Source organism: Capnocytophaga bilenii (assembly GCF_017565765.1).
GTDB lineage: Bacteria > Bacteroidota > Bacteroidia > Flavobacteriales > Flavobacteriaceae > Capnocytophaga > Capnocytophaga bilenii.
Map to the genome: position 1 here is coordinate 89,930 of NZ_JAGDYP010000001.1, position 26,868 is coordinate 116,797.

Genomic DNA, 26,868 nt, shown 5'->3' on the forward strand with positions numbered 1-26,868 from the left:
AAACTTTCACCTAAAAAGCACCTTGTTATTGTGCGTTTAACTCTATCTCCTAAATATGCTGCAAATGTACGCATATATTTTTTAACAACAAAATATTTTTAGCATTTTTTTTGGCTAAAATAATATTTTTTTAGCAACTTATTGTGCCACATAAAACCACACTTCACTATTACGCGCACTCGTAAATAAATAGTAACCATTTTGCTGGTCTTCTACCGTATACGGACTGAACTTCGCCAACTGCAAAAACAAACTTTTTACATTTGAAAAAAAGTACAAACTATTGTATTCTTTCTCCAAAGTATCTCTAAAAAGTATCTCCACTTGGTTTGGCTTCCCTGCTACCCCCACAAATTCCGATTCGTAATAACAAGTATAACCACTCACTTCAGCATAAAATTGTGATACACTTGTACCGTCATTCCCCACCGATAATGGTAAAAAATAAAGTGCATCCGATAACACAAAATTACTACCAAACTCTCTTGTAATAGCTCTCTTTCGTCTGTTGAAATAGGTTAGTAAACTTGGCGATACCCATCCCGTTAAAAAATTTATCCTATGCGCATTATTAGTAGGAATAAAAGCAGGATTTACAAAATTAATACTTATAGAACCATCTGCCGTAGTAAGTCCTGTTTTAGTATCATTAATATAAAATTCACTAAAGGTAACTCCATTGATAGTTATAGGTTCGTAAAGCTTAAATCCTTTTTCAGTAATAGCAAAAGCTCTTTGGTCATATTTCTGATTATTATCCCACAAAAAAGCAAGTTGCCTATAACTAGAGAAAAATTTCAGCGTTACTTCAGTACCATTTGCCATAATAGGAGTTAATGCCTTGTTTTTTAATGTATTTGTGTTTTCACGTAACTTATTCAAAAAAGCCTCCCTATCCCCTTCTAATTTTTTCAAAGTCGCAAGGTTGTTAGATTTTCTCCCTCTCAACATTAAAACCCCATTTTCTTCTTTCAAGATTACAAATTCTGTTTCTCCTCCTCGTCCTGAAGGAAAATTATTTGTAACGTATGAAAAATGGTGTAGTGAACTATCATAAGTTTCAAAACTCAAAGTAGGTCCCTCTGTAGTTGTATAGCTAAAGTATGAACTACTCTCATTATTATTAGCTTTCACTTCCGATGAGGAGGTTACCATTCCTTCGTTAAACTTTAATACAGTGCTATATCCACCTATGCTACGAGGGTAGCGAGGATAGTCTCTTTCAGTTGCAAAAACAGTAGGATTATATGGGTATGCCCAAAAAGCCGTATTATTTACACCTGGGTAACTCGTTAGCACCCAATAGGTATCAGGAGTTTCCAACAAGTCCTTATAAGTTTGTAGCACTTCCGCACTCCGTTCAGATGGTTTCTTGCTAAACAATTCTTTTTCTTTATAATCACAGCTCGTAAAAGTGAGAAGAGCAAATGCTATGTATATATATCTTTTCATCGTTAATTGTCATTTAAAATTGAAAAATCTTTTCTTTGTACAGGCACACCGTCAAAAGTCTTTCCTGCTACATAAGGATAACGACTGCGTATTTCAGCGCGAAACTCATCAAGATTGATATTCCAAGTGTTGCTAAGATATTGTTTCATAATAGCCATTTTTTGCTCTATCTTTTCTTTACCTGTATATCGTTCTGTATCCCTTATTTTTACATTAGCTTCTGCTAACACCTCTTCCCATACACTTGCCGACTCATAACCTGCTGTATTACCATAGTTTACAAACTTAGCTTTCCAAGCTGTATATAACGCATCGTCAAAACCATCTCCATCGGTATCCAAACTGCTATCGCTGGTAGCACAACCACAGTCCAACGAAGCATTGTAATACACTATATAACGTGCCAATAACTCTACAAAGTCCTCATCGTGGTCAAAGCTCGAATAAGCTGTAATAAATCCTGCTTTCAAATAATCCTTAGTACTTCCCCAGTAAGAAAAACAATTACCTCCTTGGTAGTCGTTTAGTGATATTTTTTCATAATCAGTACCATACAACACCGATTGGTGTAATGTATGCGAATTTTCGTGGTATAGCGTAACCAATAGGTTATCGTTTAGCCAATAAATATTATTAGGCTCTATGTTGTTTATCTCGGTTAAGTGTACTTTAGTCCCTGCCATAGCAAGTCCCACATTTTTAGAACCATCAGTGTTAAAAGCTGGCTGTCCCAACAATACAAGTGTATTGAAAGAATGTTCTTTCAAAAACCTTTGTGAAGTAATTTTCACATAAGGCTCTATGAATAAGTATTTAAATACATTTACAAATTCTACTGCCTTATCGTATTGTGTAGGTGTATAGGGATACTCTCGGTTAATAAATTTTTTATCCTGAAAACGATACACTACCTCTATACCGTAAGGTCCCGCAATGTATTTGTCTAAATATTTATCCAATCGGTTTTGAGGATTCAAAGGGCGTTGAGGAGTAGCGTTTTCTTTCATCACCTCCTCAGGAATTATATCATCGTTATCACAGCCCATAAAGCTGAGTGCAACGAGCAAAGGAAATATTATTTTTCTCATAACGGTCTCTTTTTTAAATTATTTCTAAAAGGTTATCTAGGGTTTGCTTGCATCCCTGCCCCAATGGCTGCATCGGGTAGTTGTAGCGTGCGTCTTAAGTCGTTAGGAGGCAAAATAGCTTTAATAGTAGAAAGGTTTCTATCACTATTATCGCGCTCATAGCGAGCCACTTCTATATTGTAGCGGCGTATATCTTGCCAGCGTAAGCCTTCACCCAAAGTAAGAATACGCCTACACTGTAGTACATAGTGTAATAAAGGTTCTTGTATACCGTCATTTACTATTGTAAATGAGGGTGATAAACGTTTCTTCTGGGTGGCACCATTGTTAGTAGCTGTAGATGAATATTCCAGTCCGTTATAAAAATCAACAATTTCTTGTTGTGTAAATTCGTTCTTGCTGGTATATCCTCCTATGGTTACATCTTTTTTTATAAATTTAGCCGTCCACATATTTAGGTCGGTAATAGCACTTTGATATTGTTGCAAATGTATTTTAGCTTCTGCACGCACCAATAGCGTTTCATCTGTAGTAAAAGGCACTATTATACTCTTTGTTGTGTTGGCACCCATTTCTGTTTTAGCAGTAAATTTAGGAAATTTATCCAGTACAACCCCATCAGCTCGGGCACTAGTAGGTATAAAAGGCTCAAAATAGTAGTAATTAAATACAAAATTAGTACTTGATTGTCTTTGTTGATACCACACATTGGCAGTTACCAAAGTTTCTTCACTATTAGTACGCCTATTATGTACAAACCGAACAGTATAAGGATTGAAATACAAAACCGACATATCTGAATTTACAGGTAAAAGTAATAAATTAGCAATATGGCTTTCTTTAGTATAGTAAATTGCAAACCTACCAAATACTTTTCCTCCAGTTTTATTAGCATCGGTAAAATCGCTCCAGTTGCGCAATAAGCCTGCCGTAGTAGCATTATTAGTAGTTAGTACTACATTAGCAGCATCTAAGGATTTTTGCCATTGTTGATAGTACAAATAAAAACGTGCTGCAAAAGCATAAGCCGCTTTTTTATTGAAGTGATATTTAGGCGTTTTATAATAGCTATCGTTTATCAGTGGTAAGCCTGCTGTTAGGTCAGCATCTATTTTGGCATATACCTCAGCCACAGTACCCCTATCGTATTTAGGAAAAAGTTTTTCTTCGGGACGCAACATATAAGGAATACCCAAATCGGTAGCGCTGGTGGTAGGATTATAAGGTTTTGAAAAAAGATTAACTAGTACAAAGTGAGCATAAGCTCTTGCCAATAAGGCTTCTCCTTTGCTCGCTTTCACTTCGGCAGAGTTACCCATCTTCTCAAGGGCTTCCAATGCTGTATTAGCTGTATTAATCGCTTGGTAGTGAGCTGTCCAAACGTTTTGTAACCCATCTTTATTAGAGTATTCTTTTATCACCTGCCAATACGAAGCCTCTACACTCAAGTAGTTCGCATTAGATATAATAGTACCATTATCATCTATATTGTCTGATGATAACTCACTAATAAGTGCTTCACTACTTTTAGGATAGGCATTAGTAAGCAAGCGGCGCGCTTTTTCGGGAGTATCTATGCGCACTTGGTTATCAGGTATTTCATCTAACAGATTGTTACAAGCAGTTAAACTACAAGCCGTTAGTATTAGGGTATATATCTTTTTCATCATATGCTAAGTTTAAATGTTAAGTATTAAAGTCCTACACGTAATGTAAAAATCAATCGTTTAGGCTGAATAGGTGTACCAGTCGCCAAATAGTCAGGGTCATCACCATTCAGTTTTTTATCAGCATATAGTAGAGCAAGGTTAGTACCTTGTACTTTGATACTCAGCTGGCGAAGGTGATTTCTCTTCAAGAAGTCTTTATCAAAAGTATAGCCTATAGAAATCTCTTTCAAGCGTATATTATCACCTTTAGCAATACGAATATCAGTATAATCATAGGTGCTATAAGCTCGTACTAAAGGATCTCTTTGATATTGCTCAAGCATATAAGAGGTAAATGTCCTTGGCATATTAGTTATTTTTTCATCACCTTCTTTTAGCCAACGATTATTTACTTCACGAGGGGCAGAACCATATTCAGTAACATAAGCATTAATAATCTTGCTAAGACGTACTACGTTACCGTAAGAATACGTAAATACCACACCTAATGACAATCCTTTATAAGTAAATGAATTGCTCAAACTTCCTTTATCAGTAGGAATGAGTGTACCCGAGTATTTAAGAAAGTCTACATTTCGGCTGTCAAAACTTATACCACTCATAGTAGGGTTCCCGTCAGCTCCTATAAAGGTAGGTAGTCCTTTTTCGTTCAAACCGTTAAAAGGTACCGAAAAGAGTGAGTTCAGCGGATAACCTTCTTTTGCAAAACCTACAGAACCGTTAGAGGTAGAGTAGCCTGTCATATCCTTAATTGTAGGGGCAGTAAGTAGTTTGGTAATTTTATTAGTAGCACGAGAGTGAATAAACGACGTTTTCCAGCTGAAGTCTGCTGTTTTTATATTCGTAGTTTCTAACCCAAATTCCAAACCTTGAATACGCATCTCTGCCATATTTCCTTTTTTGGTTACGACACCTCCCACACCTTGTGTTGTAATGTTACCTATCAAGTCGTAGCTATTACGGTTAAACCACTCTGCCGATATATTGATGCGATTATTAAATAATCCAAATTGGGTACCGAGGTTTAACTCTTGGTTTTTCTCGTAAGTAAGGTCGTGATTGGCTGCATTTTTTATATATAAAGCCGTTTCACGCTCATTAGAGTTACGCCAAGGTATATCGGTATAAATTTGAGAAAGCGAATTGGTAATTGAAGGTGATATTGCAGTTATCCCAAAAGATGCTTTAAATGATAAGTGTGAGAGAGGTTTAAGTTTAGGGAAGAAACTTTCATTGGTTACATTCCAGCTTACCCCCGTATTCCAAGTTGGCATCCAGCGTATATAACGCGATTCTGCAAATTTGTTAGACGCATCGTAGCGCAAAGTGCCGTTAAAGCTATAACGATTTAAAAACGTATAACTCATATTGCCAAAAAGTGCTTGGTTGTTATTCACTGTGTTGTTAATGGCGTAATAACCTTTATTTTCCTCTTGTCGTTTTTTGAAGAATAAATAAGAGTAATAACTATGGTTTCCAGAATTGTAAAGCACTCCATAATCTTCATTTTCATCTACGTGGCGTTTTGTATTGTCCATTTCAAAACCTGCCAACATTGTCAAGGCGTGCATACCATTTTTGAAACTATCATTGTAGCGTAAGGTCGTACGAAAGTTATTAGTAAAAGTAGAAGTTTCTCGTTTAGAACGTATTCCACCTTCTGGCAGTACCGAGATAGGCAAAGCAAAAGGATCATTAGGATCTTTATACAAATAAGTATTGTTACTGCGTATTATATCGGTCGACATTTCGCGATATGACATTGCTTCGTTTGAATTTTCAGTACGCTCAGTATTGCGTATGAGCGTTTGGTAACGCACAGCTCCCATCATAGCCGCTTCCAATTTTGCGTTTATTTTCCACGTAAGTTGTGCTTGCAAGCGCACATTAGAAGTATATTTGTTTCGGTAAGCATTATCTATCTCATTAAATATATTATAGGGAGTATGTCTGTAAGTGTAATAGGCTTTAGGGTCTAAAGTACGTGAATAACCCAAAGCATAGTTATACAAATCCCTCTCAGGGTCTCTTTCTTCTCTATACGACAAATCATTGATGATATTCAAGCGAAGTTTCTTTGATAGATTGTAGTTGGCATTTAAGTTACCTGCGTATTGTTGTAGCGTACTTCCTTTTGTCCATCCTGGGTCGTTTAGCATACTCAAGGCTGCATAATAGGTAGATTTTTCATTCCCCGAAGTAAAAGAAAGTGTATAATTTTGCATTATATTAGTTTGAAACAATTCATTAAACCAATTAGTATTTCTAAGAGCTGCTTCTCGCAAATATGCATTACGTCCTGCATCGGTATTAGGAACTATAGCATTACCATTAGCATCAAGTTCTCGGTAGAGTTTATACATTTTATAAATAAGCCCCGATTGAGCGTAATAATCATCTACCTTGAAGTGTCCATTCTCTATAAACTCCTTATATAGTATTGCCTGATTTTGTGAGTTCATAATATTGTATTGTCCATAGGTAGGAATAAACCTAAAGGTAGACTCATTGGTATAAGTTATATTACTACTACCTGTACTACCGCGTTTGGTGGTGATTACCACTACCCCACCAATAGCTCGCTGCCCATAAATAGCCGTTGCCGAAGCATCTTTCAGTATTCTAAAACTATCAATACTTTCAGCTGTAAGCCCTGGTATAGCAGAAGCTATAAGCATCTTAGCATCGTCCGATACCAAATCTTCAGGCTTAAGGTCTACCGTATCTTCCAAGATTACCCCATTGAGCACCCATAAAGGCTTGTTACTCCCCGAAATTGAAGTCTCACCCCTCGTATTGGTATTCATAGGCGTTTGGGCTGTAGCTGTTTGGGTAGTTTGCACCGTAGTTTTCGTTTGTTGAGCAAACAACGTACTTGCAGTAGCCAAACAAAGTAATAAAAATAATTTGTTCAGTTTTTCCATAGTCATTATTTTAGTTTTACTACCTATTATCTTTACATTCCTTTTTGTAGGTTCAGTATTTTTTAATACTTTTGTAAAGTAATACAATATTTATTATTTTTTAAAACAATGAAACAACGTAATCTTCTTATTGATGTACTTAAAGGATTTACTATTATCTTAGTAGTAATGGGGCACGCCTCGCAATGGTTCTCAGGTGATGACCGTTCCAATCCTTTTTATGTAACTATCTACGCTTTTCATATGCCCTTATTTATGTTCCTATCAGGCTATGTGTGTTATAACAATCGTGGTGAAATAAACTTATTTAAACGTTTTCAAGTGCTGGTAATCCCTTTTTTTGTTTGGTTTTTTATCTCACTCGCCTTCCACAAAGAAATTATTTATCCCAATATAGTAATAGAAAAACTTCTCATTCTGCTAAAGAACCCTGCTAAGGGAATGTGGTTCTTATGGTTGTTGTTCTGGCAATGTGTGTTACTATATCTTGCTATTAAAGTCAACAAACAACGCGAAGTGTTTGTACTTATAGGGTTATGGAGTATCCTTATTTTCATTCATCGCATTTTAGGTGCTCCTATTCCTTTTTACGGACTTTCAGATTTATGTTGGTATCTCCTTTACTTTACAATAGGTTATGTACTACATAAATACGAACCCATTGCTATAAAAGTGATACGCCCTGCAGGCTGGTGCAGTTTGATCATTTTCCCTACCTTACTCTTCATTACTATAGATCCCGCAGAAAATCTATTTTATGCACTCCGTCTCTATTGTTTAGCACTATCAGGTACTTTTGCTTCCTATGTGTTTTGGGAATGGATAACCCAACGTAACAGCCTCTTAAAGCGATGCCTTGTCTATTTAGGAGGTATCTCGTTAGAAATATATGTTACACACTATTATTTTCGCTTTTTAAAACAATACATTACAAAATATATAGGTGATAATTTCTATATCAATGTAATTGTATTTACAGCTTTAGCTATTTTAGGTTGCGTACTTACCGAATTGCTCATTCGTCGTATCAAACCCTTGCGCCGTATTCTTTACGGACGCTTTTAGTTAGCATTCTCGTTTTCTTTTTCTTTTTCCCTATTCATTTCTCTTTTTCGTGATACCTCTATAAAGGTTTTAAATTCCTTGCCATAGGTAGAAGCAGCTACCTCTTTTGAAAGTTTGTTGTAAATAGAATCTAAGTATTTTACCCTTGTATTAGGTGCATCTACTAATACCACATAAGGTGTTATATACGAATCGGGGTGGGTAAGTGCGTAGTTCAGTACAAATAAATGTCTGCGAAAGTTATTCTTTTCAGATACTGTATTTAGTGAATCTACCAGCTTCATCTTCCCTGCTTTAAAAGCATTCACTTGTTTTTCTAATAATTCAGCATTTCTATTAGAAAACTGGCGCATCACTTTAGAGTATTCAGCGTATTGTTTTTGTGATTCAGAACCACTTACCCTCGCCTTTACCTCCAACATATCATACGAGCTATTAATTGTAATTTTCTTAGGCTCACCAAAGAACATCAATCTATCACCAAGGTCAGTGCCTGCTTGTTTGTGAAGGTCTAAGTAAAGGTAAAAAACTTCAGGTGTCTTTAAAGGCTGTTTAAAGCTAAATTTGCCACTGCCATTTGCCACTACCGAGTCTATATTTACGAGCTTATCTTTTATGTACTTCTGCAAATAGATAGTCCCTATTTTTAGCCCATTGATATCACCCTCCACTGTCATTGTATCCTTCTCTTCTGTATCATTACAACTAATTAAAAATAAAGCTGTTATGGCTATAAAAACTTTTTTCATAAAGGTATAGTAAAATTAATTTGATGTGGCAAAAGTAATAAAAAAAATCATATTAACAAGTTTTTATAACATTCAATCTGTAAAAAATACATTATATATAATCAATCCTATCTATCTATAAATAATTTTTGTATATTTGCACCCACTTGTATTACTTACAATTAATAACACATAGAAACAATGGTACAAATTAAAATCTTTGGTAAGCTTACCGAGCTTTTCGGTACCGATACCTACAGTACTTCTTTTGATAAAAAAACAGTAGCCGAGCTAAAAGCCCAGCTACATAATACTTTTCCTACCCTTGCTACAATGACCTACCTTGTGGTAGTAAATAACCAAAAAGCTAATGATGATACTATTATACCCGTCAATGCTTCATTGGCACTACTACCACCTTATTCTGGAGGATAGAGAATGCTTATTTTTCTTTCTCTTTTTTTGCATTATTTATAAAGCTTAGAACCAAAGATGTAGCGTAAAGTAATCCCAATACACCCCACATTGCTCTACGCAACAAGCTATCGCTGTATATAATATTGTACCCTACTAATACAACCATAAGCACAAATAATACTATTATAGCAACTTTCTTACTTTTCATCATTCACCACTAACCACTAATCATGTCTTCCCCCTTTTAGCATCTTAAAGATGTGAAATACAGCAGGAAAAACAGCATCCATAGATTCGGTAGCACCTTTGGTAGAACCTGGCAAGGCAATTACCAAGCTATTACCTATGGTACCCGCTACACTGCGCGAAAGCATAGAATAAGGGGTGCGATCTTGCCCGTAACTGCGAATAGTTTCGGCAATACCTTCAATTTCTCTATCCAACAGAGGGCGAACCGCTTCCGGAGTAACATCGCGAGGCGATAAGCCTGTACCTCCCGTAATAAGTACCAACGAGGTGTTTTTGTTTACAGCTTGTTTTATATGGTTTTGTATATCAGCTACTTCATCAGGAATAATGGTATAAGTAGCAGGAACAGCATAGCGTTCTAAGTGGGCTATAATCGCTTTCCCAGCTTTGTCTTCTTTTTTACCCGCTGCAATAGTATCAGAACATACTATTACTGCAGCAGTAAGTCCTTCAGTAGCTTCTTTATAGTCAGTTTTACCTCCTTTTTTCTCTACCAAGCGAATATTGCGTATTTCAATACCCTTATCAATAGGTTTTAGCATATCGTAAAGTGTAAGAGCTACTACCGAAGCAGCGTGCATAGCCTCTACTTCCACCCCTGTTTTGTAAATAGTATGTACTTCTACAAAAATGTGTATTTCTAATTCTTTTACCTCAAAACTAATATGCGTATATTCTATAGGTAACGGGTGGCAATCAGGAATCATATCACTTGTGCGTTTAGCAGCAAATAGCCCTGCTGTTTTGCTCATTTCAAACACGTTACCTTTAGGCACTTGATTGTTATTAATTGCAGTAATTGTAGCCTCGCTACTTACTGCCACTACTGCGGTTGCGATAGCTTTGCGCAGCGTATTACTTTTATGAGTTATATTTACCACTATTTTAATGTTTAATTATTTTCTTTCCACTGATGGCTACCATCTTCAAAAAGTTCTTTCCCAAAGATAGGCACTTCGTTTTTGATGCGATCTACCATTTCATCACAAGCCTGAATGGCAGCTTTGCGATGTGGGGCTGAAGTGAAAACAAAAAAACATACTTCACCAGCAGCAATTACACCCAATGAATGATGAATATGCGCACACGATAAACCGTATTTTACAATAATTTCTTCACGTATTTCAGCAGCTTTTTGGTTTGCCATTTCTTCGTAAGCAGTAAATTCTATAGCACTTACCGTCTTGCCGTCAATTACATCGGCACGCACTTGTCCTAAAAAAATACTATGTCCGCCAATTTCAGTTTTCACTTGGTGCTTAGCAATACTATCAGCTACAGCAGTTGCTTGTATAGCTCCTTGTTTAAATATATTTTTTATCTTCATATTTCTTATTATTACACTAATGGTGAAAAGCCTTTTGTAAAACTTTTAAGTTCCTTTTCAGGGAAAAAGTGTTGCATAAATTTAAGTGCTTTTTTGCTTCTAACGCCAGCCACGCACACAAAGCAAATTTTAGGGTAATCTTTCAGCTGTTCCCACTCATCAGGTAAGGTAGATAATGGAATTTCCAATACTTTGTACTTTTTTATCTTAGGTTGCTCATCGGCTTCGCGTACATCTACCAAGATAGCATTTTCATCAGCCAAAAAGCGTTCTAAACCGCTCACAGTATCAATGTCTTCGTCTATACCTTGATGACAAAAAGATGGGTAATCGCAGTTTTGCACCTCTTCTACAGTTTTCGGTACATTTTGTTGTTCAGTTGCCATATATTGTATTTTTGTAAGTTGATAATTTTTAGTATTTACAATTAAAAGAGTATGTATTAGTATCTCATCAGAATGGGTAAGGAGTTTTATTACCTCATTGGCTTGCAAATGTGCTATAAATGACGATATAGTTGGCAGTACCCCCGCCTGATTGCAAGTAGGGATTTCCTCGGGCTGAGGGGCAGTAGGAAACACATCGCGATAAGTGGTAGTATAACCATTTTTAGGAACATTAAACACACTCACCTGACCTTCATATTGGTAAAGTGCCCCATATACTAAAGGCTTTTTAGCAATAGCACAAGCGTCAGATAATAAGTAACGAACCGCAAAATTATCAGTACAATCTACTACTATATCGTAAGGAGAAATTGTAGCAAATACGTTAGCATTAGTAAGTGTATAAGGATAGGTAAAATATTGAATACTATCATTACGCGCTTTCAGGCGAGCCACAGCAGCTTCAGTTTTCAGTAAGCCTACCGAAGCCTTATCAAAAAGAAACTGACGGTGCAAGTTGTGTGCCTCTACCCTATCAAAATCAACCATTCCCAGCTTCCCCACTCCCATTGAAGAGAGCAGCTGCAATACAGGGCAGCCCAATCCTCCTATACCTACCACCAGCACGCTTGCATTTGATAAAAGTTCCTGATTATCAGCTCCAAAAAGCTGTATTTGTCGTGTATAATCCACTTAACAATCTCTTTATTAAATTTCAAGTGCAAAGATATAAAATAATGTTTAATTATCAATACCTAATGATTATTTTTTCTATTTATCAATTCATAATTCTTCCCAGCGAACCTTCAGCGAAGGATGAGCGAAGGATAAGCGAAGGAAAGTCGGCGAGCTGGCGCAGCCGAGTATGTGACGAAGGATAAGGGGAAGATATGACAAAAGTCAGTGAGCTGGTGCAGCCGACAAACCAATATATTCATATCATATTTTTTTTATGCTATCTCTTTGTTTATTTCTATTTTTTTACTACCTTTGCCCGCTCAATGGGAGTAATTTATAACACTACTTAAATTCTAAAATCACAAAAAATGAATAAATTAGACGCTTTTAAAGAAACAATACACAACGGATATACTTTCAAGGGGGACTATATTACCCTAGGAAGTGCTGTTTATGAAGGGCAACCTCTTCAGAATGTATTCGTGAATATTCCTTTAAAAACGCTCAATAGGCACGGACTAATAGCAGGAGCTACAGGTACTGGTAAAACAAAAACCTTACAAGTAATGGCTGAGCATCTCTCAAAAAAAGGAGTGCCTGTATTGTTAATGGACATCAAAGGAGACCTTAGCGGCATCGGGGCTGCTGGTGAGGTAAAACCCTTTATTTTGGAACGTCTTCGCAAAATAGGGCTCGACTTCCAGCCTCAAGCCTTTCCTACCGAACTGCTTACTATTTCAAAACAAAAAGGCGTTCGCTTGCGCGCTACAATATCTGAATTTGGAGCTGTTCTCTTATCGCGTATCTTAGACCTTAGCGATGTGCAAGAAGGAGTTTTAGCCGTTGTATTTAAATACTGCGATGACCATTCTCTACCCTTGTTAGACCTTAAAGACCTAAAAAAGGTACTTCAATACGCTACCGATGAGGGAAAAGCTTCTTTTGAAAAAGAATACGGCTCGGTAGCCAAAACCTCTACAAGTGCTATTTTACGCAAAATAACCGAATTGGAACATCAAGGAGGAGATCAGTTCTTTGGTGAGCTGAGTTTTGACCCACAAGACCTAATGCGCACCAACGAACAAGGTGAAGGTTACGTAAATATCATTCGCCTGACAGATATACAAGACCGCCCAAAGCTGTTTTCTACCTTTATGCTCAGTTTATTAGGTGAAATATATACCACTTTCCCCGAAGTAGGCGATATGGCTAAGCCTAAATTAGTAATTTTTATAGACGAAGCTCACTTAATATTCAACGAGGCATCAAAAACATTGCTAAACCAATTAGAAAACATCGTAAAACTGATACGTTCTAAAGGTGTTGGGCTTATCTTTTGTACTCAAAACCCTACCGACATACCCGATGGCGTACTTTCACAGCTGGGTATGAAGGTACAACACGCCTTGCGTGCCTTTACAGCCAAAGACCGTAAAGCCATTAAGCTCATCGCCGAAAACTACCCCTTGTCTGACTATTTCGATACGGTAGACGCACTAACAACATTGGGTACGGGCGAAGCTCTTATTACTGCTTTAAACGAAAAAGGAGTTCCTACCCCCTTGGCAGCTACAATGATGCGTGCCCCAATGAGCAAACTCGATATCCTTACCGATGAAGAAATAGACGCTCTTGTAAACAACTCAGCTTTGGTACGCAAATACAACGAAACCATAGACCGCGAAAGTGCTTATGAAATCCTCAACAAAAAAATAGATGAGGTGCACCAAGAAGAAGAAAAACAAAAAGAAGCTACACAAAGCAAAGAAACCGAAAAAACAAATACCACAAGCAAAGGAAAAACAAGTACTGCCAAAAAAACAACTACCAATAGCACTACCAATAGTATTATAAAAATGGTTACAAGTGCTACTTTCATAAGAGGTGTTTTTGGTATATTAAATAAAATAATGAAAAAATAATGAAAAAGTACATCATCACTGCTATTACACTTTTAGGTATTATAGCTTGTAATAATAGCAAAAATGAATTTTTAATTACGAATAATAGTGTAGGTGGTATAGAAAAAAATACTCCTATACAGAAATTAGATTCTATTTTTGCAAAAGATTCAATTGTAAATTCTAATTTGGAAGGAGAATTGCGCTATGCAAGTACCGAACGCATTACAATATACAACAAAGAGGGTAATGAATTATTAGAAATTACTCCCAAAATAGATGAAAAGAACGAAAAATTGGTAGAATCAATCTTTGTTTTATCACCTTTATACGTTACTGAAAAGGGAATTTCACTAAAAAGTACCTTTAAAGACGTAAAAGAAAAATATCCCGATATAGAGATAGAGCCCTCTATCAGCAGTATTATTGTAACTCCTAAGGGCAAAAACTACTATTTTACTTTTGATAAAACAGCATTGAAAAGTACTAACTTTGGGCTCAGCGACAGTGTGAGCGAAAACGACATTGAAGAGAGTGCTGTAATCACAAGAATAACGCTAAACTTTTAAGTAACAATCGTTACCCTATAAATTTTAAAAATAAATGAACACTTTTAAACTAAACAGCATAGAAGAAGCTGTTGAAGATATTAAAAAAGGGAAAGTAGTTATCGTAGTAGATGACGAAGATCGTGAAAATGAAGGAGACTTTATAGCTGCGGCAGAAAAAGTTACTCCCGAAATGATTAACTTTATGATTACACACGGGCGCGGGCTGGTATGTGCCCCGCTTACTGAAAAACGCTGTGCCGAACTGGACTTACCTATGATGGTACAAAACAACACGGTATTGCACGAAACACAGTTTACAGTATCTGTAGATTTAAAAGGGCAAGGGTGCACTACAGGTATTTCAGCTTTTGACCGTGCCAAAACCATAAAAGCATTAGTAAATCCTGATACCAAGCCTTTTGACTTGGGTAGACCGGGGCACATATTCCCTTTGCGTGCTAAAGAAGGAGGGGTATTGCGCCGTACAGGGCACACCGAAGCAGCTATAGACCTTACTCGTATTGCAGGATTACAGCCTGCAGGTATATTGGTAGAAATACTAAACGAAGACGGCACTATGGCACGCTTGCCACAACTGATAGAAGTTGCTAAGAAATTTGACCTTAAAATTATATCAATAGAAGACCTGATTGCCTACCGTATGCGCAAAGATACTTTGGTAATTAAAAAAGAGGATTTTGCTTTGCAAACACCTTATGGCGAATTTCGTTTGCGTGCATACGAACAAACTACAAATCACCAAATACACTTAGCTTTTACTAAAGGGTCTTGGAAGGCTGAAGAACCTGTGCTCACAAGGGTACATTCATCATTCATCAGCAATGATATACTAGAAGTATTAGCAGGTGATAAAGATAACCCCTTAGAGCGTATTTTTAAGAAAATAAGCGAAGAAGGTAAAGGAGCGGTAATCGTTATCAATAAAGAAGGCTATTCGCAAAATTTATTACAGCGAATTACCGAAATGAAAGAACAACAGAAAGGGCATACACTTCCTAAAACCGACAAAGATACTAAGGACATAGGAATGGGTGCACAAATACTAAACGATTTAGGCATCAGGAAACTGCGATTGCTCACCAATTCTAAAAACGCTTCTAATTACGTAGGTATGTCGGGTTACGGATTGGAAATTACAGAGGAAATTCCTTATTAATAATATTTACTTATTAAATTTAATTATTTAATTGAGAAAGATTACATTAATTTTATCATTATTGGCTACAGCTCTTGCTACTGCGCAAGAGCTGAATGCCATTGTAACAGTTAATACACAGCAGGTAAACCAAAGCAATCGTTCGGTATTTAAAACCTTAGAAAAGTCATTGCACGAGTTTATCAATCAGACGCGTTGGACAGAGCTGAAAGTAGAGGAAAATGAGCGCATTCGTTGTAATTTTACTTTGGTAATCAACAAAGTGGAAGGCAATCATTATCAGGCAACACTTTTAGTACAGTCATCACGCCCTGTGTATAACAGCAATTACCAAACGCCTATATTCAATCTACAAGATAAGGAAGTAGATTTTGATTATCAGGAGTTTGCTCCGCTTACATTTTCAGAAAATACCTTTGAGTCTAACCTTACTTCAATAATAGCTTATTATGTATACATGCTTTTGGGTACTGATGCAGATACTTTTGCCTTGCAAGGAGGGAAACCGTATTTTATAAAAGCACAACAAATAGCCAACATAGCACGTACCAACAACAATGGAGGTTGGGAAGACAACGGCAAGAGCAATCGTTTTTTGCTCATAAACGAACTTATATCGGAAAACTACGACCTTTACCACAAGGCTTATTACGATTATCACCGCTTAGGCTTGGATATAATGAGTAGTAATGAGAAACAAGCCAAAGAAGAGGTAGCTGCTGCTGTAGATTTGCTCACACAAATCCCCAGTTTACGGCTTAATTCATATGCTATGATTGCATTTTTCAATGCAAAGACCGATGAAATTACAGCTATTTTCTCTTCAGGAGCTATGGTAGATACCAAAAAGCTAAAAGAGGCAGTATTTAAACTATCACCAGCACAAGTAACCAAGTGGAACAAAATAAAATAAACTAAGAAAAGTATATGCTTACAGCTTTATCTATAAAAAACTACGCCCTAATAGATGACTTAAAAGTTAATTTTGGGGAGGGATTTATTATTATCACAGGAGAAACGGGGTCGGGTAAATCGATTATGCTTGATGCACTATCGCTTATTTTAGGAAAAAGAGCCGATATGTCGGCATTGCACAATAAGGAAGAAAAATGTGTAATAGAAGCCGAGTTTAGTGTAGATAAATACAATTTTCAGTCACTTTACGACTCTTTAGAACTCGAGTACGACCCTCAAACCATTATAAGGCGCGAGATACTCCCTTCGGGAAAATCACGTGCTTTTGTGAATGATTCGCCCGTAACCTTAGATGTACTTTCACAATTAGGGCAAGCCTTAGTAGATATACATTCGCAACACCAAACGCTTGCCTTAAGCGACACTTCATTTCAGTTTGAAATTATAGATGCAATGGCTGATAATTACCAGCTACTTACTGACTATGCACAATTGTACAAACAACTGAAAAAAGAACAAAAAAAATTGGAAGAGCTCATTGAGTTTCAGAAAAATGCCAAAAAAGAATACGATTACAATGTACATCAGCTAAAGGAGTTTAAATCGGTAACATTAGAGCCCGGTATATTGGAAGAATTGGAAGAAAGTTATGAAGAAGCATCAAATGTAGAGGACATCAAGGCTACTGTGGAAGAGAGCTTGCAACTGCTAAACGATGAAACAATAGGAGTGCTAAACAATTTACGCGACTTGAGGCGTATATTTGCTGGGCTTACCGAATACAAACAGCAATATAGGGAACTCTACGACCGCATAGAATCGGCTTTCTTAGATTTAGAAGATATAAATAGCGAAATTATAGATATAGATGAGAACATAGAAACCGACCCTGAAAATTTAGAACATATATCACGACAGCTAAACAAAATATACGCCCTACAAAAGAAACATAGGGTACAAACCATTGAGGAGCTTATTGCCATACGCAAAGAATTAGAAGAAGCCGTATCTAAAACAGAAACTGCTGATTTAGACTTAAGTGAACAACAAAAAGCAGTAGCTGAACAACAAGAAGCTACCCTGAAGAAAGCAACTCAGCTACACAAAAACCGAAGCAAGGTATTGCCTGCTTTAGATAAAAAACTTACTGAATATATGCACGAGCTGGGAATGCCCAACGGTAAATTTAACATACAACTCACTACAAGTAGCAATTTCTTCGGTAATGGTAATGATGAGCTTACGTTTTTATTCTCGGCAAACAAAGGCGGTGACTTTGGCCCGCTAAAGAAAGTAGCCTCTGGAGGGGAACTTTCGCGTATTATGCTGGCTGTAAAAGCTATAATGGCAGCGCATACAGCATTGCCTACAATAATGTTTGACGAAATAGACACAGGAGTATCGGGCGAAATATCACAAAAAATGGGTGATATAATGAAAACTATGAGCCAAAACCGACAAGTATTTGCAATTACACACTTGCCACAGGTGGCAGCAAAAGGAGCTTACCACTACAAAGTATTTAAAGATGATGTGAAAGGTAAGACTACTACCCATCTAAAACTCTTAAGCGAAGAGGAACGCATCGTAGAACTATCGGAAATGCTGGAAGGCAAAAATAGTGGAGCTTCGGCACGCAATCACGCAATAGAACTACTCAGAAAAGGTTGATACAGAAGCAATGAAACAACACCTCTTAATATTTATTTTACTACTGAGTAGTGGCAGCATACTCTGGGGGCAGCAGCCTACCCCTATGGCAACTATCAAAGGTGGAAGTTACTTGCCGCTGTACGGCATTAAAGATCGTGATAAAACTACCAAACGCATAAGCTTAAAATCTTTTAAGATAGATATTTACCCCGTTACAAATGCTCAGTATAAGCAATTCTTAGAAAAATATCCTGAGTATAGACGGTCTCGCCTCAAAGGTATTTTTGCAGAAAAAAGTTACCTTTCGCAATGGAAAGGAGATATAGACTTTGGAACACTTGATGCTGAAGCTCCTGTTACTAATATTTCTTGGTTTGCTGCTAAAAAGTACTGCGAGTGCCAAGGCAAACGTTTACCTACAATGGACGAATGGGAATACGTAGCACAAGCTAATGCCACACTGATAGATGCTCGCAAAGAAAAAAGTTATCAGGAGTTTATTAGCTTATGGCTACAAACCCCTAAAACTTACCTAAACAAGGTGGGCAGTACTCCTAAAAATTATTGGGGGGTGTATGATATGCACGGACTGGTATGGGAGTGGGTATCAGACTTTAACAGTGTATTCTTTTCGGGTGAAGGACGTAAAGATAACTTTGGTGATGATAGTTTATTTTGCGGAGGGGGTGCTTTAAACGCTACCGACCTTACTAACTATGGAGCGTTTATGCGATATTCACTTCGCGGTAGCCTAAAAGCGAACTATACAAGTATCAATTTAGGTTTTAGGTGCGCAAGTAGTAAATAATTGAGGTAATTTAAACATTTATAATTAAAAATTATTTTGTAACTTTGCACTTTAATAATTTATAGTATTTATGAAAAAAATTAGTATGACCCTTATGGCGATGTTGCTGCTTATCCCTGTAGCACGTGCTGATGAAGGAATGTGGTTTTTGATGTTCATAGAACGTTTAAACCAAAGGGATATGCAGAAGCTGGGCTTGCAACTAACAGCTCAAGAGATTTACAGCATCAACAATAATAGTTTGAAAGATGCTATAGTGCAATTCAATGGTGGGTGCACAGCGAGTATCATATCAAAAGACGGATTGGTGCTTACGAACCACCATTGTGGCTACGGCAATATAGCTGAGCTTTCTACTCCTGAAAAGAACCACCTAAAGAATGGTTTTTGGGCACGTACTAAAGCTGAAGAACTATCACCTAAACAATCATTTGTGCGTTTCTTTGTGCGTATGGATAACGTAACCGACCGTATGCTAAAGGTGGTAACTCCAAAAATGACCGAAGAGGAACGCCAAGCGGCATTAAACCGAGAAATGGCTGCTATTCAAAAAGAAAATAGTGAAGGAGGAAAATACGTAGTTTCTGTACGTCCTTTCTTTCAAGGGAATGAATATTACTATTTTGTTTACCAAGATTTTAAAGATGTGCGCTTGGTAGGAACACCACCTGAAAGCATTGGTAAATTTGGTGGAGATACCGACAACTGGGAATGGCCACGCCAAACAGGAGATTTTTCGCTCTTCCGTGTATATACTGATAAAAATGGAAATGCTACTAATGGTTATGCAGCTGATAATATACCTATGAAGGCTAAAAAATACCTAAAAGTAAGTTTAAAAGGGGTACAAGATAAAGATTTTGCTATGATTATGGGATACCCTGGCAGAACAAACCGTTGGGAAAGTTCATTTTGGGTAGATCAGAAGGTAAAATATGCTTATCCTGCGTGGGTAGAAGGTTCTAAAACAGCAATGGATGCTATGAAGCAATTTATGGATAAAGATGATGCTATCCGCTTGCAATACGCTTCTAAATACTCAAGCATAGCTAACTATTGGAAGAACCGACAAGGAATGATAGATGCTTTGACAGCTCACAAGACAGCTGATACCAAACGAAAAGCAGAAGCTAAATTTGAGAAATGGGCAAATAACCCTGAAAACAAAGCTGAATATGGTATTGTATTAAAAACTATGGCTGATTATTTTGCTAAAACAAATGATAAATCGGCTGATGAGAACTATATGATTTCTATATTGCGCTCTTCATTCTTAGCAGTGTTTCCTTCGCGTTTTATAGCGATGAAAGAAGCAACTGAAAAAGGTAATATGCCTGCAGAAGTAGCGAAACAAAACTTAAATTCGCTTATTGCAGGATATGACGATATAAATATAGATGTAGAACAGGCTTTATTGGCAGACCTTTTGAAACTTTACGCTACCAAAAGTAAAGACGTAGCCCCCGAGGTATTGGCTATTAAGAAACAATACGGAGGAGACTTTAATAAATACGTAGATAATGCTGTGCAAACAAGCTTTTTTGGTAGTAAAAAAACAGCACAACAAGCTACTGCTGCAAAAACTGCTGACGAACTGAAAGAAGACCCCTTATACAAACTTTCGGCTGGATTGTTTGAAAAATACAATACCATTTCGCCTGAATTTAACCGTTTGGAAGATGCTTACCAAAAAGCTTTCCGCAAGTTTGTAAAAGGAATGCGTGATTCAAAAATAAGTACTATTCTTTACCCCGATGCTAATTCTACTTTGCGCCTTACTTATGGTACTGTAGTACCTTTGGCTGCTGATAAACGCAATCCCGATGTAAGTAAGAATTTTTATACTACCTTTGGTACAATGGTAGCTAAATACAAAGCAGGAGATGCTGAATTTGATATGCCCCAACGTTTATTAGATCTTTACAAAAAGAAAGAGTTTGGAAGGTATTTAGACAAAGATGGTTCTATGCACGTAAACTTCTTAACAAATAATGATATTACAGGAGGAAACTCAGGTTCACCAGTAATGAATGGCAAAGGAGAGCTTATAGGGCTTGCTTTTGATGGTAATATAGAAGCAATGGCTGGTGATGTAATTTTTGACGAGAAATTACAGCGCACTATCAATGTAGATATACGCTATGTACTTTGGGTAATAGATATTTACGCCGGAGCTAAGAATATTATTGATGAAATAGAAGTAAATTAGAGTTTGGAAGTTAGTCTTTAGTTGTTAGAACTATGTAATCTAATGACTAAAGACTAATTTTTACATAGGTTTACTAACTATAATACAATCCACTACCAAAATGTTTTACCTTTTTTTTTGATGCTACCAATAGCATTAAAATTAAAAAATTAACAATTCATAATTAGAGAAAGTGTCGTTATCAGATTATACAAAAGAATTTAAATACAATTTTAAGATAGCTTACCCTGTGATATTGGGAATGTTAGGACATACGTTGGTAGGTTTTGTAGATAATGTAATGGTGGGTAAAGTGGGTATTACCGAATTGGGTGCTGCGGCTTTGGGTAATACCGCTATTTTTATAGCGATGTCGTTTGCCATAGGTTTTTCAATAGCTACAACTTCATTGGTAGCGATGAATGACGAAGCAGGCAATAAAGATGCTGTACAATCTATACTAAACCATAGTATGCTATTAAATGTAATATTAGGTATTATCCTTTTTGTACTGATGTTCTTTGTAGAACCTGTAATGCGACTTACAGGGCAAAGTGAAAATGTCGTTGCTTTGGCAGTACCTTATACTCACTTAGTAGCTTTTTCACTAATTCCTTTGGGGGTATTCACTACCTTTAAACAGTTTGCCGATGGACTCTCAATGACCAAATACGCAATGTACGTTACCTTACTAGCAAATTTAGTAAATATATTTTTCAATTACCTATTTATCTATGGTCACTGGGGTTGCCCTAAATTAGGGGTATTGGGAGCTGGTATTGGTACGCTCATTTCACGAATAGCGATGCCTATAATGCTGTATTATATGCTGAAATACTTGCCAAAGACCAAAGCATATGTTACGCACATCAGTTTAAAAAACATCAAGAAAACAATGCTGAAGAAAATCAGTGGGATAGGTTTTCCTACAGGATTACAAATGATTTTTGAAACAGGAGTATTTTCAGCAGCAATATGGATTAGTGGTATGCTGGGTGAGAATGAATTATCGGCGAACCAAATTGCCTTAAACTTATCTACGATGACTTTTATGGTGGCTAACGGTTTAGGGATTACAGCAATGATACGTGTAGGAAACCAATTAGGAGCTAAAAACTATGTAAATTTGCGTAGAGTAGCCTTTTCGGTATTTCTATTAGTGCTTTGTACACAAGTATTTTTTGCTATTCTTTTAGCCGTATTGCGTGAATGGCTGCCCTCATTATACTTAGAAATGGATAATATAGAAAAAGCTGCTAATAACGCCGTTGTAATAGGTGAAGCTGCCAATCTTTTGCTTATAGCTGCTATTTTCCAAATTTCGGACGGATTGCAAGTTACAGCTTTAGGAGCTTTACGAGGGGTGCAAGATGCTAAGGTGCCTATGTATATTACTTTTGTAGCTTATTGGCTTATTGCCTTTCCAATATTATATGTGCTAGGGGTACATACCTCTTTGGGCAATATCGGTATTTGGATAGGTTTATTAATAGGACTTACTGCGGCAGCTGTGTGCTTATTTTATCGTTTTAACCGCATCAGTTTAAGACTTATAAAAAACAGACATCAAATTAATTAGCCTATTTGCTAATTCAAAAATCATAACTTAAAATTCAAAATTAATTCAATATGAAAGCAGGGATTGTAGGCTTGCCAAATGTGGGCAAATCCACTCTTTTTAATTGTTTATCAAATGCTAAAGCACAAAGTGCAAATTTTCCATTTTGCACTATAGAACCAAATTTGGGGGTAGTAAATGTTCCTGACCCACGCTTGGAGATACTTGAAAATCTTGTAAAACCAGAACGAGTGTTGCCCGCTACGGTAGAAATTGTAGATATAGCAGGACTTGTGAAAGGGGCGAGCAAAGGTGAAGGATTGGGCAACCAATTTTTAGGAAATATACGTGAGTGCAACGCTATCATACACGTATTGCGCTGTTTTGAAAATGATAATATAGTGCACGTAGATGGTAGTGTGAACCCTATACGCGACAAAGAAACAATTGATATAGAACTACAACTAAAAGACCTTGAGACTGTAGAAAAACGATTGGAAAAAGTAACTCGTGCAGCTAAAGCTGGCGATAAAAAGGCAGCTAAAGAAATGGAGCTGCTAAATCGTATAAAAGAAGCCCTTTTGACAGGAGTATCTGCACGGGCAGTACAGGTAAATGACGATGAAAAAGAGCTTTTAGAGAGTTTTCAGTTACTTACTACCAAGCCTATACTTTATGTGTGCAATGTAGATGAGAAATCGGCTAAAGATGGGAATGCTTTTGTTGCACAAGTGAAGGAAGCTGTAAAAAATGAAGAAGCCGAAGTAATTGTACTTGCTGTGGCTACAGAGGCTGATATTACCGAATTGGAAAGCTACGAAGAACGCAAAATGTTTTTGGAAGACATAGGCTTAGAAGAGCCAGGAGCTTCTAAACTAATACGTGCGGCTTATCATTTACTGAATTTACAAACCTACTTTACAGCAGGGGTAAAAGAAGTGCGTGCTTGGACGATACACCAAGGAGATACAGCACCACAAGCCGCAGGGGTAATACACACTGATTTTGAAAAAGGGTTTATTCGTGCTGAAGTAATTGCTTATGATGACTTTGTAACCTATGGTAGTGAAGCAAAAGTAAAAGAGGCAGGAAAAATGCGTGTAGAAGGTAAAGAATACATAGTGAAAGATGGTGATATTATGCACTTCCGTTTCAATGTATAAAAAAATCGGTAAGTGATTCACATCTCTTACCGACAAAATAATTCTAAATTAAATAATCTTTATGGTTCAACTCAGTCATTCAAAGATCTTGCTTACCTTTGAATAACGATGCAAAGATACAATAAGATGCCTTTAGAAACAATATAAATTGATAATTTTTAGTTATACGTATTTAGATTGTTTTCTATTTTTATACATAATACACTGAATTACAGAAATATAATCTTTCTTACCAAAGATGAAATATTGAAATTTAACACTTGTTATTAAAAATTCATCATTGATAATTAAACATTATTTCGTATCTTTGCCCCAAAAGAAATAGAAACCAAAAATTCATTATATGAGAAAAAAAATTGTAGCAGGTAACTGGAAGATGAACAATGATATAAAGAAGTCATTATCATTAATTTCAGACCTATTAGGAAAACTACCTCAAACAGAAGCAGAGGTGATGATAGCTCCTACTTTCGTAAACCTTATACCATCGGTAGAGGCTGTAAAAAACAGTAAAATAGAGGTAATTGCACAAAATATGCACTTTGCTGAAAGTGGGGCTTATACAGGTGAAATATCAGCTGATATGCTTACAAGCATAGGTGTAAAAACTACCATTTTAGGGCACTCAGAACGCCGTGCTTACTTTAATGAAACAGACGAAAGTTTATCAAAAAAAGTAGATACTGCACTTAAACACGGTATTCGCGTGGTGTTTTGTATTGGGGAAGAGTTGGCAGACCGTAAAGCTAACAAACACTTTGAGGTGGTGGGTAACCAAATAAAGAATGGTTTGTTTCATTTGCCAGCCGAAGCGTGGCAACACCTTGTATTGGCTTATGAGCCAGTATGGGCTATTGGTACAGGAGAAACAGCTACTCCTGAGCAAGCACAAGAAATTCACCACTTTATTCGCAAAACAATTTCAGATAAATATGGTAAAGATGTAGCTGACAATGTATCTATTCTTTATGGTGGTAGTGTGAAACCTGATAACGCTAAAGAAATCTTTGCAAAAGAAGATGTGGACGGCGGACTTATAGGGGGAGCTGCCCTTAAAGCTGATGACTTTGTGAGCATTATCAAAAGCATTTAATTTAGTATTATTAGATGAAGGGACTGCCCAATGAGAGTTGAGCAGCCTCTTCTTTTTTATCTTATAAAAAATGTTACAGAACGATATATTTTTAAGAATCCTCAATGGTGAAATTACCGAACGCCCTGCTGTGTGGATGATGCGACAAGCAGGACGCTATTTACCCGAATTTAGGGCATTACGTGATAAATACGATTTCTTCACACGATGCAAAACCCCTGAATTAGCAGCAGAAATTACTGTACAGCCCGTAGACATTGTGGGGGTAGATGCTGCAATCTTATTTTCAGATATACTTGTAGTACCCCAAGCTATGAATATAACTGTTGAGATGAAAGCAGGTGTGGGACCTGTAATTCCTAACCCTATACGCACTATCCAAGACCTTAACAATGTAATTATCCCCAATATAGAAGAGCGCTTGGGCTATGTAATGGACGCTATAAAACTTACTAAGGAACTTTTGAACAATAGGGTACCTCTTATAGGTTTTGCAGGAGCCCCTTGGACGATATTTTGTTATGCTGTTGAAGGGTCGGGGTCACGAGATTACAGTAAAGCCAAAGAACTATGTTTTACTAATGCTGCTGTAGCTCATCAATTTTTACAAAAAATCACAGATACAACAATTGCTTACCTAAAAGAGAAAGTAAAGGCTGGAGTGGATGCTGTACAGTTATTTGACAGTTGGGGAGGGGTTCTTTCTCCTGAAGATTATAGTAGCTTTTCACTTCCTTACATCAAGCAGATTGTAGAAGCTCTTGCCCCTATTACTAAAGTAATTGTTTTTGCTAAAGGCTGTTGGTATGCCTTGCCTGAAATGGCTGCTACTAATGCTGCTGCTTTGGGTATCGATTGGACTTGCTCTGCCGCCAAAGCACGCCAACTGACAGGGGGCAAAAAGGTGCTACAAGGTAATTTAGACCCTTCTTTTTTGCTATCTTCTCCTGCAGATATTAAACAAAAAGTACAACAAATGATTCGTGATTTTGGCAGTGCTCATTATATTGCCAATTTAGGTCACGGCATCTTACCCAATGTGCCTGTAGCTAATGCACAAGCCTTTGTAAATGCTGTAAAAGAATATCATTCTTAAAAAACTCGTATCATAGGGTGCAGATATCAATAAAAATTGTATTTTTGCACCCACTTATTAAAACTATAATGAAATCAAAATATGCTTTCCTTATTATCCTATTGGTACTTATTATAGATCAATGGAGTAAAATATATATAAAAACTCACTTTATATTGAATGAAGCAGTAAGAGTATTTAGCTGGTTTCAAATCTATTTTGTAGAAAATGAAGGAGCTGCTTGGGGTACTAAAATACCTGGTGAATATGGTAAGCTTCTATTGACCCTTTTCCGTATTATAGCTGTAATAGGTATTGGGTATTGGTTGATAACAGCCACTAAAAAACAACAGCCTAAAGTGCTTATTGTCTCTATTTCACTGATTTTAGCAGGTGCATTAGGAAATATTATCGACTCGGTTTTCTATGGTATACTATTCAACCATAGTTATGGACAGATAGCCACCCTATTTTCTAACGAACCCTATGGAACGCTATTACACGGTAAAGTTGTAGATATGTTCTACTTTCCTTTAATAGATACCACACTACCCAATTGGGTACCCATATGGGGGGGCGAACGTTTTCGTTTCTTTGAGCCTGTTTTCAATGTAGCCGATTCGGCTATTTGTATAGCTGTAGGGCTAATGATTATTTTCCACAAGAAAGTATTTAAAAGTTAGTATTTTTCAGTTCCACATACACTTTGACAAGGCTTTAGGCTTTGTCAAAGTTTTTTATTGCTCATACTTCCTTTCGACAATTCACATAATACTAATTTCAAATTAGCAAATTAGCAAAT

23 protein-coding genes are annotated in these 26,868 nt (G+C 36.8%); 15 read left to right on the forward strand and 8 right to left on the reverse strand.

The genetic code is table 11. From position 1 onward, the window contains the following. Positions 1 to 138: 138 nt before the first annotated feature. From J4N46_RS00555 to J4N46_RS00570, 4 genes are read right to left on the reverse strand one after another with little or no spacing between them, the layout of a single operon-like run. On the reverse strand, positions 139 to 1,452 hold the full coding sequence (locus J4N46_RS00555; RefSeq protein ID WP_208057448.1) for a DUF4302 domain-containing protein: 1,314 nt from the start codon (positions 1,450 to 1,452) through the stop codon (positions 139 to 141). Positions 1,453 to 1,454: 2 nt separating this feature from the next. Further along, positions 1,455 to 2,540, reverse strand: coding sequence for a substrate import-associated zinc metallohydrolase lipoprotein (locus J4N46_RS00560; RefSeq protein WP_009751239.1), 1,086 nt, complete (start codon positions 2,538 to 2,540; stop codon positions 1,455 to 1,457). 32 nt (positions 2,541 to 2,572) lie between these two features. After that, a complete protein-coding gene (locus J4N46_RS00565) occupies positions 2,573 to 4,207 on the reverse strand; it encodes a RagB/SusD family nutrient uptake outer membrane protein (RefSeq protein ID WP_208057449.1) in 1,635 nt (544 codons plus the stop codon). A 26-nt stretch (positions 4,208 to 4,233) separates the two neighbouring features. Continuing rightward, complete coding sequence (locus J4N46_RS00570) at positions 4,234 to 7,134, reverse strand: SusC/RagA family TonB-linked outer membrane protein (RefSeq protein WP_236013491.1); 2,901 nt, start codon at positions 7,132 to 7,134, stop codon at positions 4,234 to 4,236. 108 nt (positions 7,135 to 7,242) lie between these two features. Between J4N46_RS00570 and J4N46_RS00575 the strand changes: the two genes are divergently transcribed. Continuing rightward, entirely contained in the window at positions 7,243 to 8,199 is a 957-nt protein-coding gene (locus tag J4N46_RS00575) for an acyltransferase family protein (RefSeq protein WP_009751236.1), read from the forward strand. On the opposite strand, the gene J4N46_RS00580 is transcribed toward J4N46_RS00575, so the two are convergent. Continuing rightward, positions 8,196 to 8,948, reverse strand: coding sequence for a DUF4369 domain-containing protein (locus tag J4N46_RS00580; protein WP_009751235.1), 753 nt, complete (start codon positions 8,946 to 8,948; stop codon positions 8,196 to 8,198). The two genes, J4N46_RS00575 and J4N46_RS00580, sit on opposite strands and share 4 nt — an antisense overlap. Before the next feature lie 180 nt (positions 8,949 to 9,128). Here J4N46_RS00580 and J4N46_RS00585 point away from each other — a divergent pair, with 180 nt between their 5' ends. Further along, positions 9,129 to 9,362: a MoaD/ThiS family protein gene (locus J4N46_RS00585; RefSeq protein WP_208057451.1), complete on the forward strand. Its 234-nt coding sequence runs from the start codon at positions 9,129 to 9,131 to the stop codon at positions 9,360 to 9,362. A 206-nt stretch (positions 9,363 to 9,568) separates the two neighbouring features. On the opposite strand, the gene moaCB is transcribed toward J4N46_RS00585, so the two are convergent. From moaCB to J4N46_RS00600, 3 genes are read right to left on the reverse strand one after another with little or no spacing between them, the layout of a single operon-like run. Continuing rightward, positions 9,569 to 10,474, reverse strand: a complete 906-nt coding sequence (gene moaCB / locus J4N46_RS00590; protein ID WP_208057452.1) for a bifunctional molybdenum cofactor biosynthesis protein MoaC/MoaB — start codon at positions 10,472 to 10,474, stop codon at positions 9,569 to 9,571. An 11-nt stretch (positions 10,475 to 10,485) separates the two neighbouring features. Then, a complete protein-coding gene (locus tag J4N46_RS00595; protein WP_208057453.1) occupies positions 10,486 to 10,920 on the reverse strand; it encodes a molybdenum cofactor biosynthesis protein MoaE in 435 nt (144 codons plus the stop codon). A gap of 11 nt (positions 10,921 to 10,931) precedes the next feature. Continuing rightward, positions 10,932 to 11,999 carry a ThiF family adenylyltransferase gene (locus tag J4N46_RS00600; RefSeq protein ID WP_208057454.1) on the reverse strand — a complete coding sequence of 356 codons (1,068 nt, stop codon included), beginning with the start codon at positions 11,997 to 11,999 and terminating at the stop codon, positions 10,932 to 10,934. A gap of 44 nt (positions 12,000 to 12,043) precedes the next feature. On the opposite strand from J4N46_RS00600, the gene J4N46_RS00605 reads away from it, so the two are divergent. From J4N46_RS00605 to J4N46_RS00665, 13 genes are all read left to right on the forward strand, one after another. After that, positions 12,044 to 12,187, forward strand: a complete 144-nt coding sequence (locus J4N46_RS00605; RefSeq protein ID WP_208057455.1) for a hypothetical protein — start codon at positions 12,044 to 12,046, stop codon at positions 12,185 to 12,187. Between the two features lie 165 nt (positions 12,188 to 12,352). After that, positions 12,353 to 13,906, forward strand: coding sequence for a helicase HerA-like domain-containing protein (locus J4N46_RS00610; RefSeq protein WP_208057456.1), 1,554 nt, complete (start codon positions 12,353 to 12,355; stop codon positions 13,904 to 13,906). Beyond that, positions 13,906 to 14,454, forward strand: coding sequence for a hypothetical protein (locus J4N46_RS00615; RefSeq protein WP_009751228.1), 549 nt, complete (start codon positions 13,906 to 13,908; stop codon positions 14,452 to 14,454). The genes J4N46_RS00610 and J4N46_RS00615 overlap by 1 nt, the downstream gene beginning before the upstream one ends. Before the next feature lie 34 nt (positions 14,455 to 14,488). Continuing rightward, positions 14,489 to 15,613 (forward strand): 3,4-dihydroxy-2-butanone-4-phosphate synthase, encoded by a 1,125-nt coding sequence (gene ribB / locus J4N46_RS00620; protein ID WP_208057457.1) that lies wholly within the window; start codon positions 14,489 to 14,491, stop codon positions 15,611 to 15,613. A 31-nt stretch (positions 15,614 to 15,644) separates the two neighbouring features. Next, positions 15,645 to 16,526, forward strand: a complete 882-nt coding sequence (gene porD, locus J4N46_RS00625) for a type IX secretion system protein PorD (RefSeq protein WP_208057458.1) — start codon at positions 15,645 to 15,647, stop codon at positions 16,524 to 16,526. A gap of 14 nt (positions 16,527 to 16,540) precedes the next feature. Further along, complete coding sequence (recN, locus tag J4N46_RS00630) at positions 16,541 to 18,199, forward strand: DNA repair protein RecN (protein WP_208057459.1); 1,659 nt, start codon at positions 16,541 to 16,543, stop codon at positions 18,197 to 18,199. Between the two features lie 10 nt (positions 18,200 to 18,209). Beyond that, positions 18,210 to 18,989, forward strand: coding sequence for a formylglycine-generating enzyme family protein (locus tag J4N46_RS00635; protein ID WP_208057460.1), 780 nt, complete (start codon positions 18,210 to 18,212; stop codon positions 18,987 to 18,989). A 70-nt stretch (positions 18,990 to 19,059) separates the two neighbouring features. Then, positions 19,060 to 21,198, forward strand: a complete 2,139-nt coding sequence (locus J4N46_RS00640) for a S46 family peptidase (protein ID WP_208057461.1) — start codon at positions 19,060 to 19,062, stop codon at positions 21,196 to 21,198. 172 nt (positions 21,199 to 21,370) lie between these two features. Continuing rightward, a complete protein-coding gene (locus J4N46_RS00645; protein ID WP_208057462.1) occupies positions 21,371 to 22,756 on the forward strand; it encodes an MATE family efflux transporter in 1,386 nt (461 codons plus the stop codon). Between the two features lie 50 nt (positions 22,757 to 22,806). Then, positions 22,807 to 23,898 carry a redox-regulated ATPase YchF gene (ychF, locus tag J4N46_RS00650; protein WP_208057463.1) on the forward strand — a complete coding sequence of 364 codons (1,092 nt, stop codon included), beginning with the start codon at positions 22,807 to 22,809 and terminating at the stop codon, positions 23,896 to 23,898. A 343-nt stretch (positions 23,899 to 24,241) separates the two neighbouring features. Then, entirely contained in the window at positions 24,242 to 24,991 is a 750-nt protein-coding gene (gene tpiA / locus J4N46_RS00655; RefSeq protein WP_208057464.1) for a triose-phosphate isomerase, read from the forward strand. Positions 24,992 to 25,061: 70 nt separating this feature from the next. Beyond that, positions 25,062 to 26,087 (forward strand): uroporphyrinogen decarboxylase, encoded by a 1,026-nt coding sequence (gene hemE, locus J4N46_RS00660; protein ID WP_208057465.1) that lies wholly within the window; start codon positions 25,062 to 25,064, stop codon positions 26,085 to 26,087. Between the two features lie 68 nt (positions 26,088 to 26,155). Then, a complete protein-coding gene (locus J4N46_RS00665) occupies positions 26,156 to 26,749 on the forward strand; it encodes a lipoprotein signal peptidase (protein ID WP_009751218.1) in 594 nt (197 codons plus the stop codon). The last annotated feature ends 119 nt before the right edge of the window (positions 26,750 to 26,868 follow it).

What these genes read in the sequence shown, in the direction of transcription:
- J4N46_RS00555 (WP_208057448.1), bottom strand. Translation starts at nt 1,452, where the DNA reads ATGAAAAGATATATATACATAGCATTTGCTCTTCTCACTTTTACGAGC.
- J4N46_RS00560 (WP_009751239.1), bottom strand. Translation starts at nt 2,540, where the DNA reads ATGAGAAAAATAATATTTCCTTTGCTCGTTGCACTCAGCTTTATGGGC.
- J4N46_RS00565 (WP_208057449.1), bottom strand. Translation starts at nt 4,207, where the DNA reads ATGAAAAAGATATATACCCTAATACTAACGGCTTGTAGTTTAACTGCT.
- J4N46_RS00570 (WP_236013491.1), bottom strand. Translation starts at nt 7,134, where the DNA reads ATGGAAAAACTGAACAAATTATTTTTATTACTTTGTTTGGCTACTGCA.
- J4N46_RS00575 (WP_009751236.1), top strand. Translation starts at nt 7,243, where the DNA reads ATGAAACAACGTAATCTTCTTATTGATGTACTTAAAGGATTTACTATT.
- J4N46_RS00580 (WP_009751235.1), bottom strand. Translation starts at nt 8,948, where the DNA reads ATGAAAAAAGTTTTTATAGCCATAACAGCTTTATTTTTAATTAGTTGT.
- J4N46_RS00585 (WP_208057451.1), top strand. Translation starts at nt 9,129, where the DNA reads ATGGTACAAATTAAAATCTTTGGTAAGCTTACCGAGCTTTTCGGTACC.
- J4N46_RS00595 (WP_208057453.1), bottom strand. Translation starts at nt 10,920, where the DNA reads ATGAAGATAAAAAATATATTTAAACAAGGAGCTATACAAGCAACTGCT.
- J4N46_RS00605 (WP_208057455.1), top strand. Translation starts at nt 12,044, where the DNA reads ATGTTTAATTATCAATACCTAATGATTATTTTTTCTATTTATCAATTC.
- J4N46_RS00610 (WP_208057456.1), top strand. Translation starts at nt 12,353, where the DNA reads ATGAATAAATTAGACGCTTTTAAAGAAACAATACACAACGGATATACT.
- J4N46_RS00615 (WP_009751228.1), top strand. Translation starts at nt 13,906, where the DNA reads ATGAAAAAGTACATCATCACTGCTATTACACTTTTAGGTATTATAGCT.
- ribB (WP_208057457.1), top strand. Translation starts at nt 14,489, where the DNA reads ATGAACACTTTTAAACTAAACAGCATAGAAGAAGCTGTTGAAGATATT.
- recN (WP_208057459.1), top strand. Translation starts at nt 16,541, where the DNA reads ATGCTTACAGCTTTATCTATAAAAAACTACGCCCTAATAGATGACTTA.
- J4N46_RS00635 (WP_208057460.1), top strand. Translation starts at nt 18,210, where the DNA reads ATGAAACAACACCTCTTAATATTTATTTTACTACTGAGTAGTGGCAGC.
- J4N46_RS00640 (WP_208057461.1), top strand. Translation starts at nt 19,060, where the DNA reads ATGAAAAAAATTAGTATGACCCTTATGGCGATGTTGCTGCTTATCCCT.
- ychF (WP_208057463.1), top strand. Translation starts at nt 22,807, where the DNA reads ATGAAAGCAGGGATTGTAGGCTTGCCAAATGTGGGCAAATCCACTCTT.
- tpiA (WP_208057464.1), top strand. Translation starts at nt 24,242, where the DNA reads ATGAGAAAAAAAATTGTAGCAGGTAACTGGAAGATGAACAATGATATA.
- hemE (WP_208057465.1), top strand. Translation starts at nt 25,062, where the DNA reads ATGTTACAGAACGATATATTTTTAAGAATCCTCAATGGTGAAATTACC.
- J4N46_RS00665 (WP_009751218.1), top strand. Translation starts at nt 26,156, where the DNA reads ATGAAATCAAAATATGCTTTCCTTATTATCCTATTGGTACTTATTATA.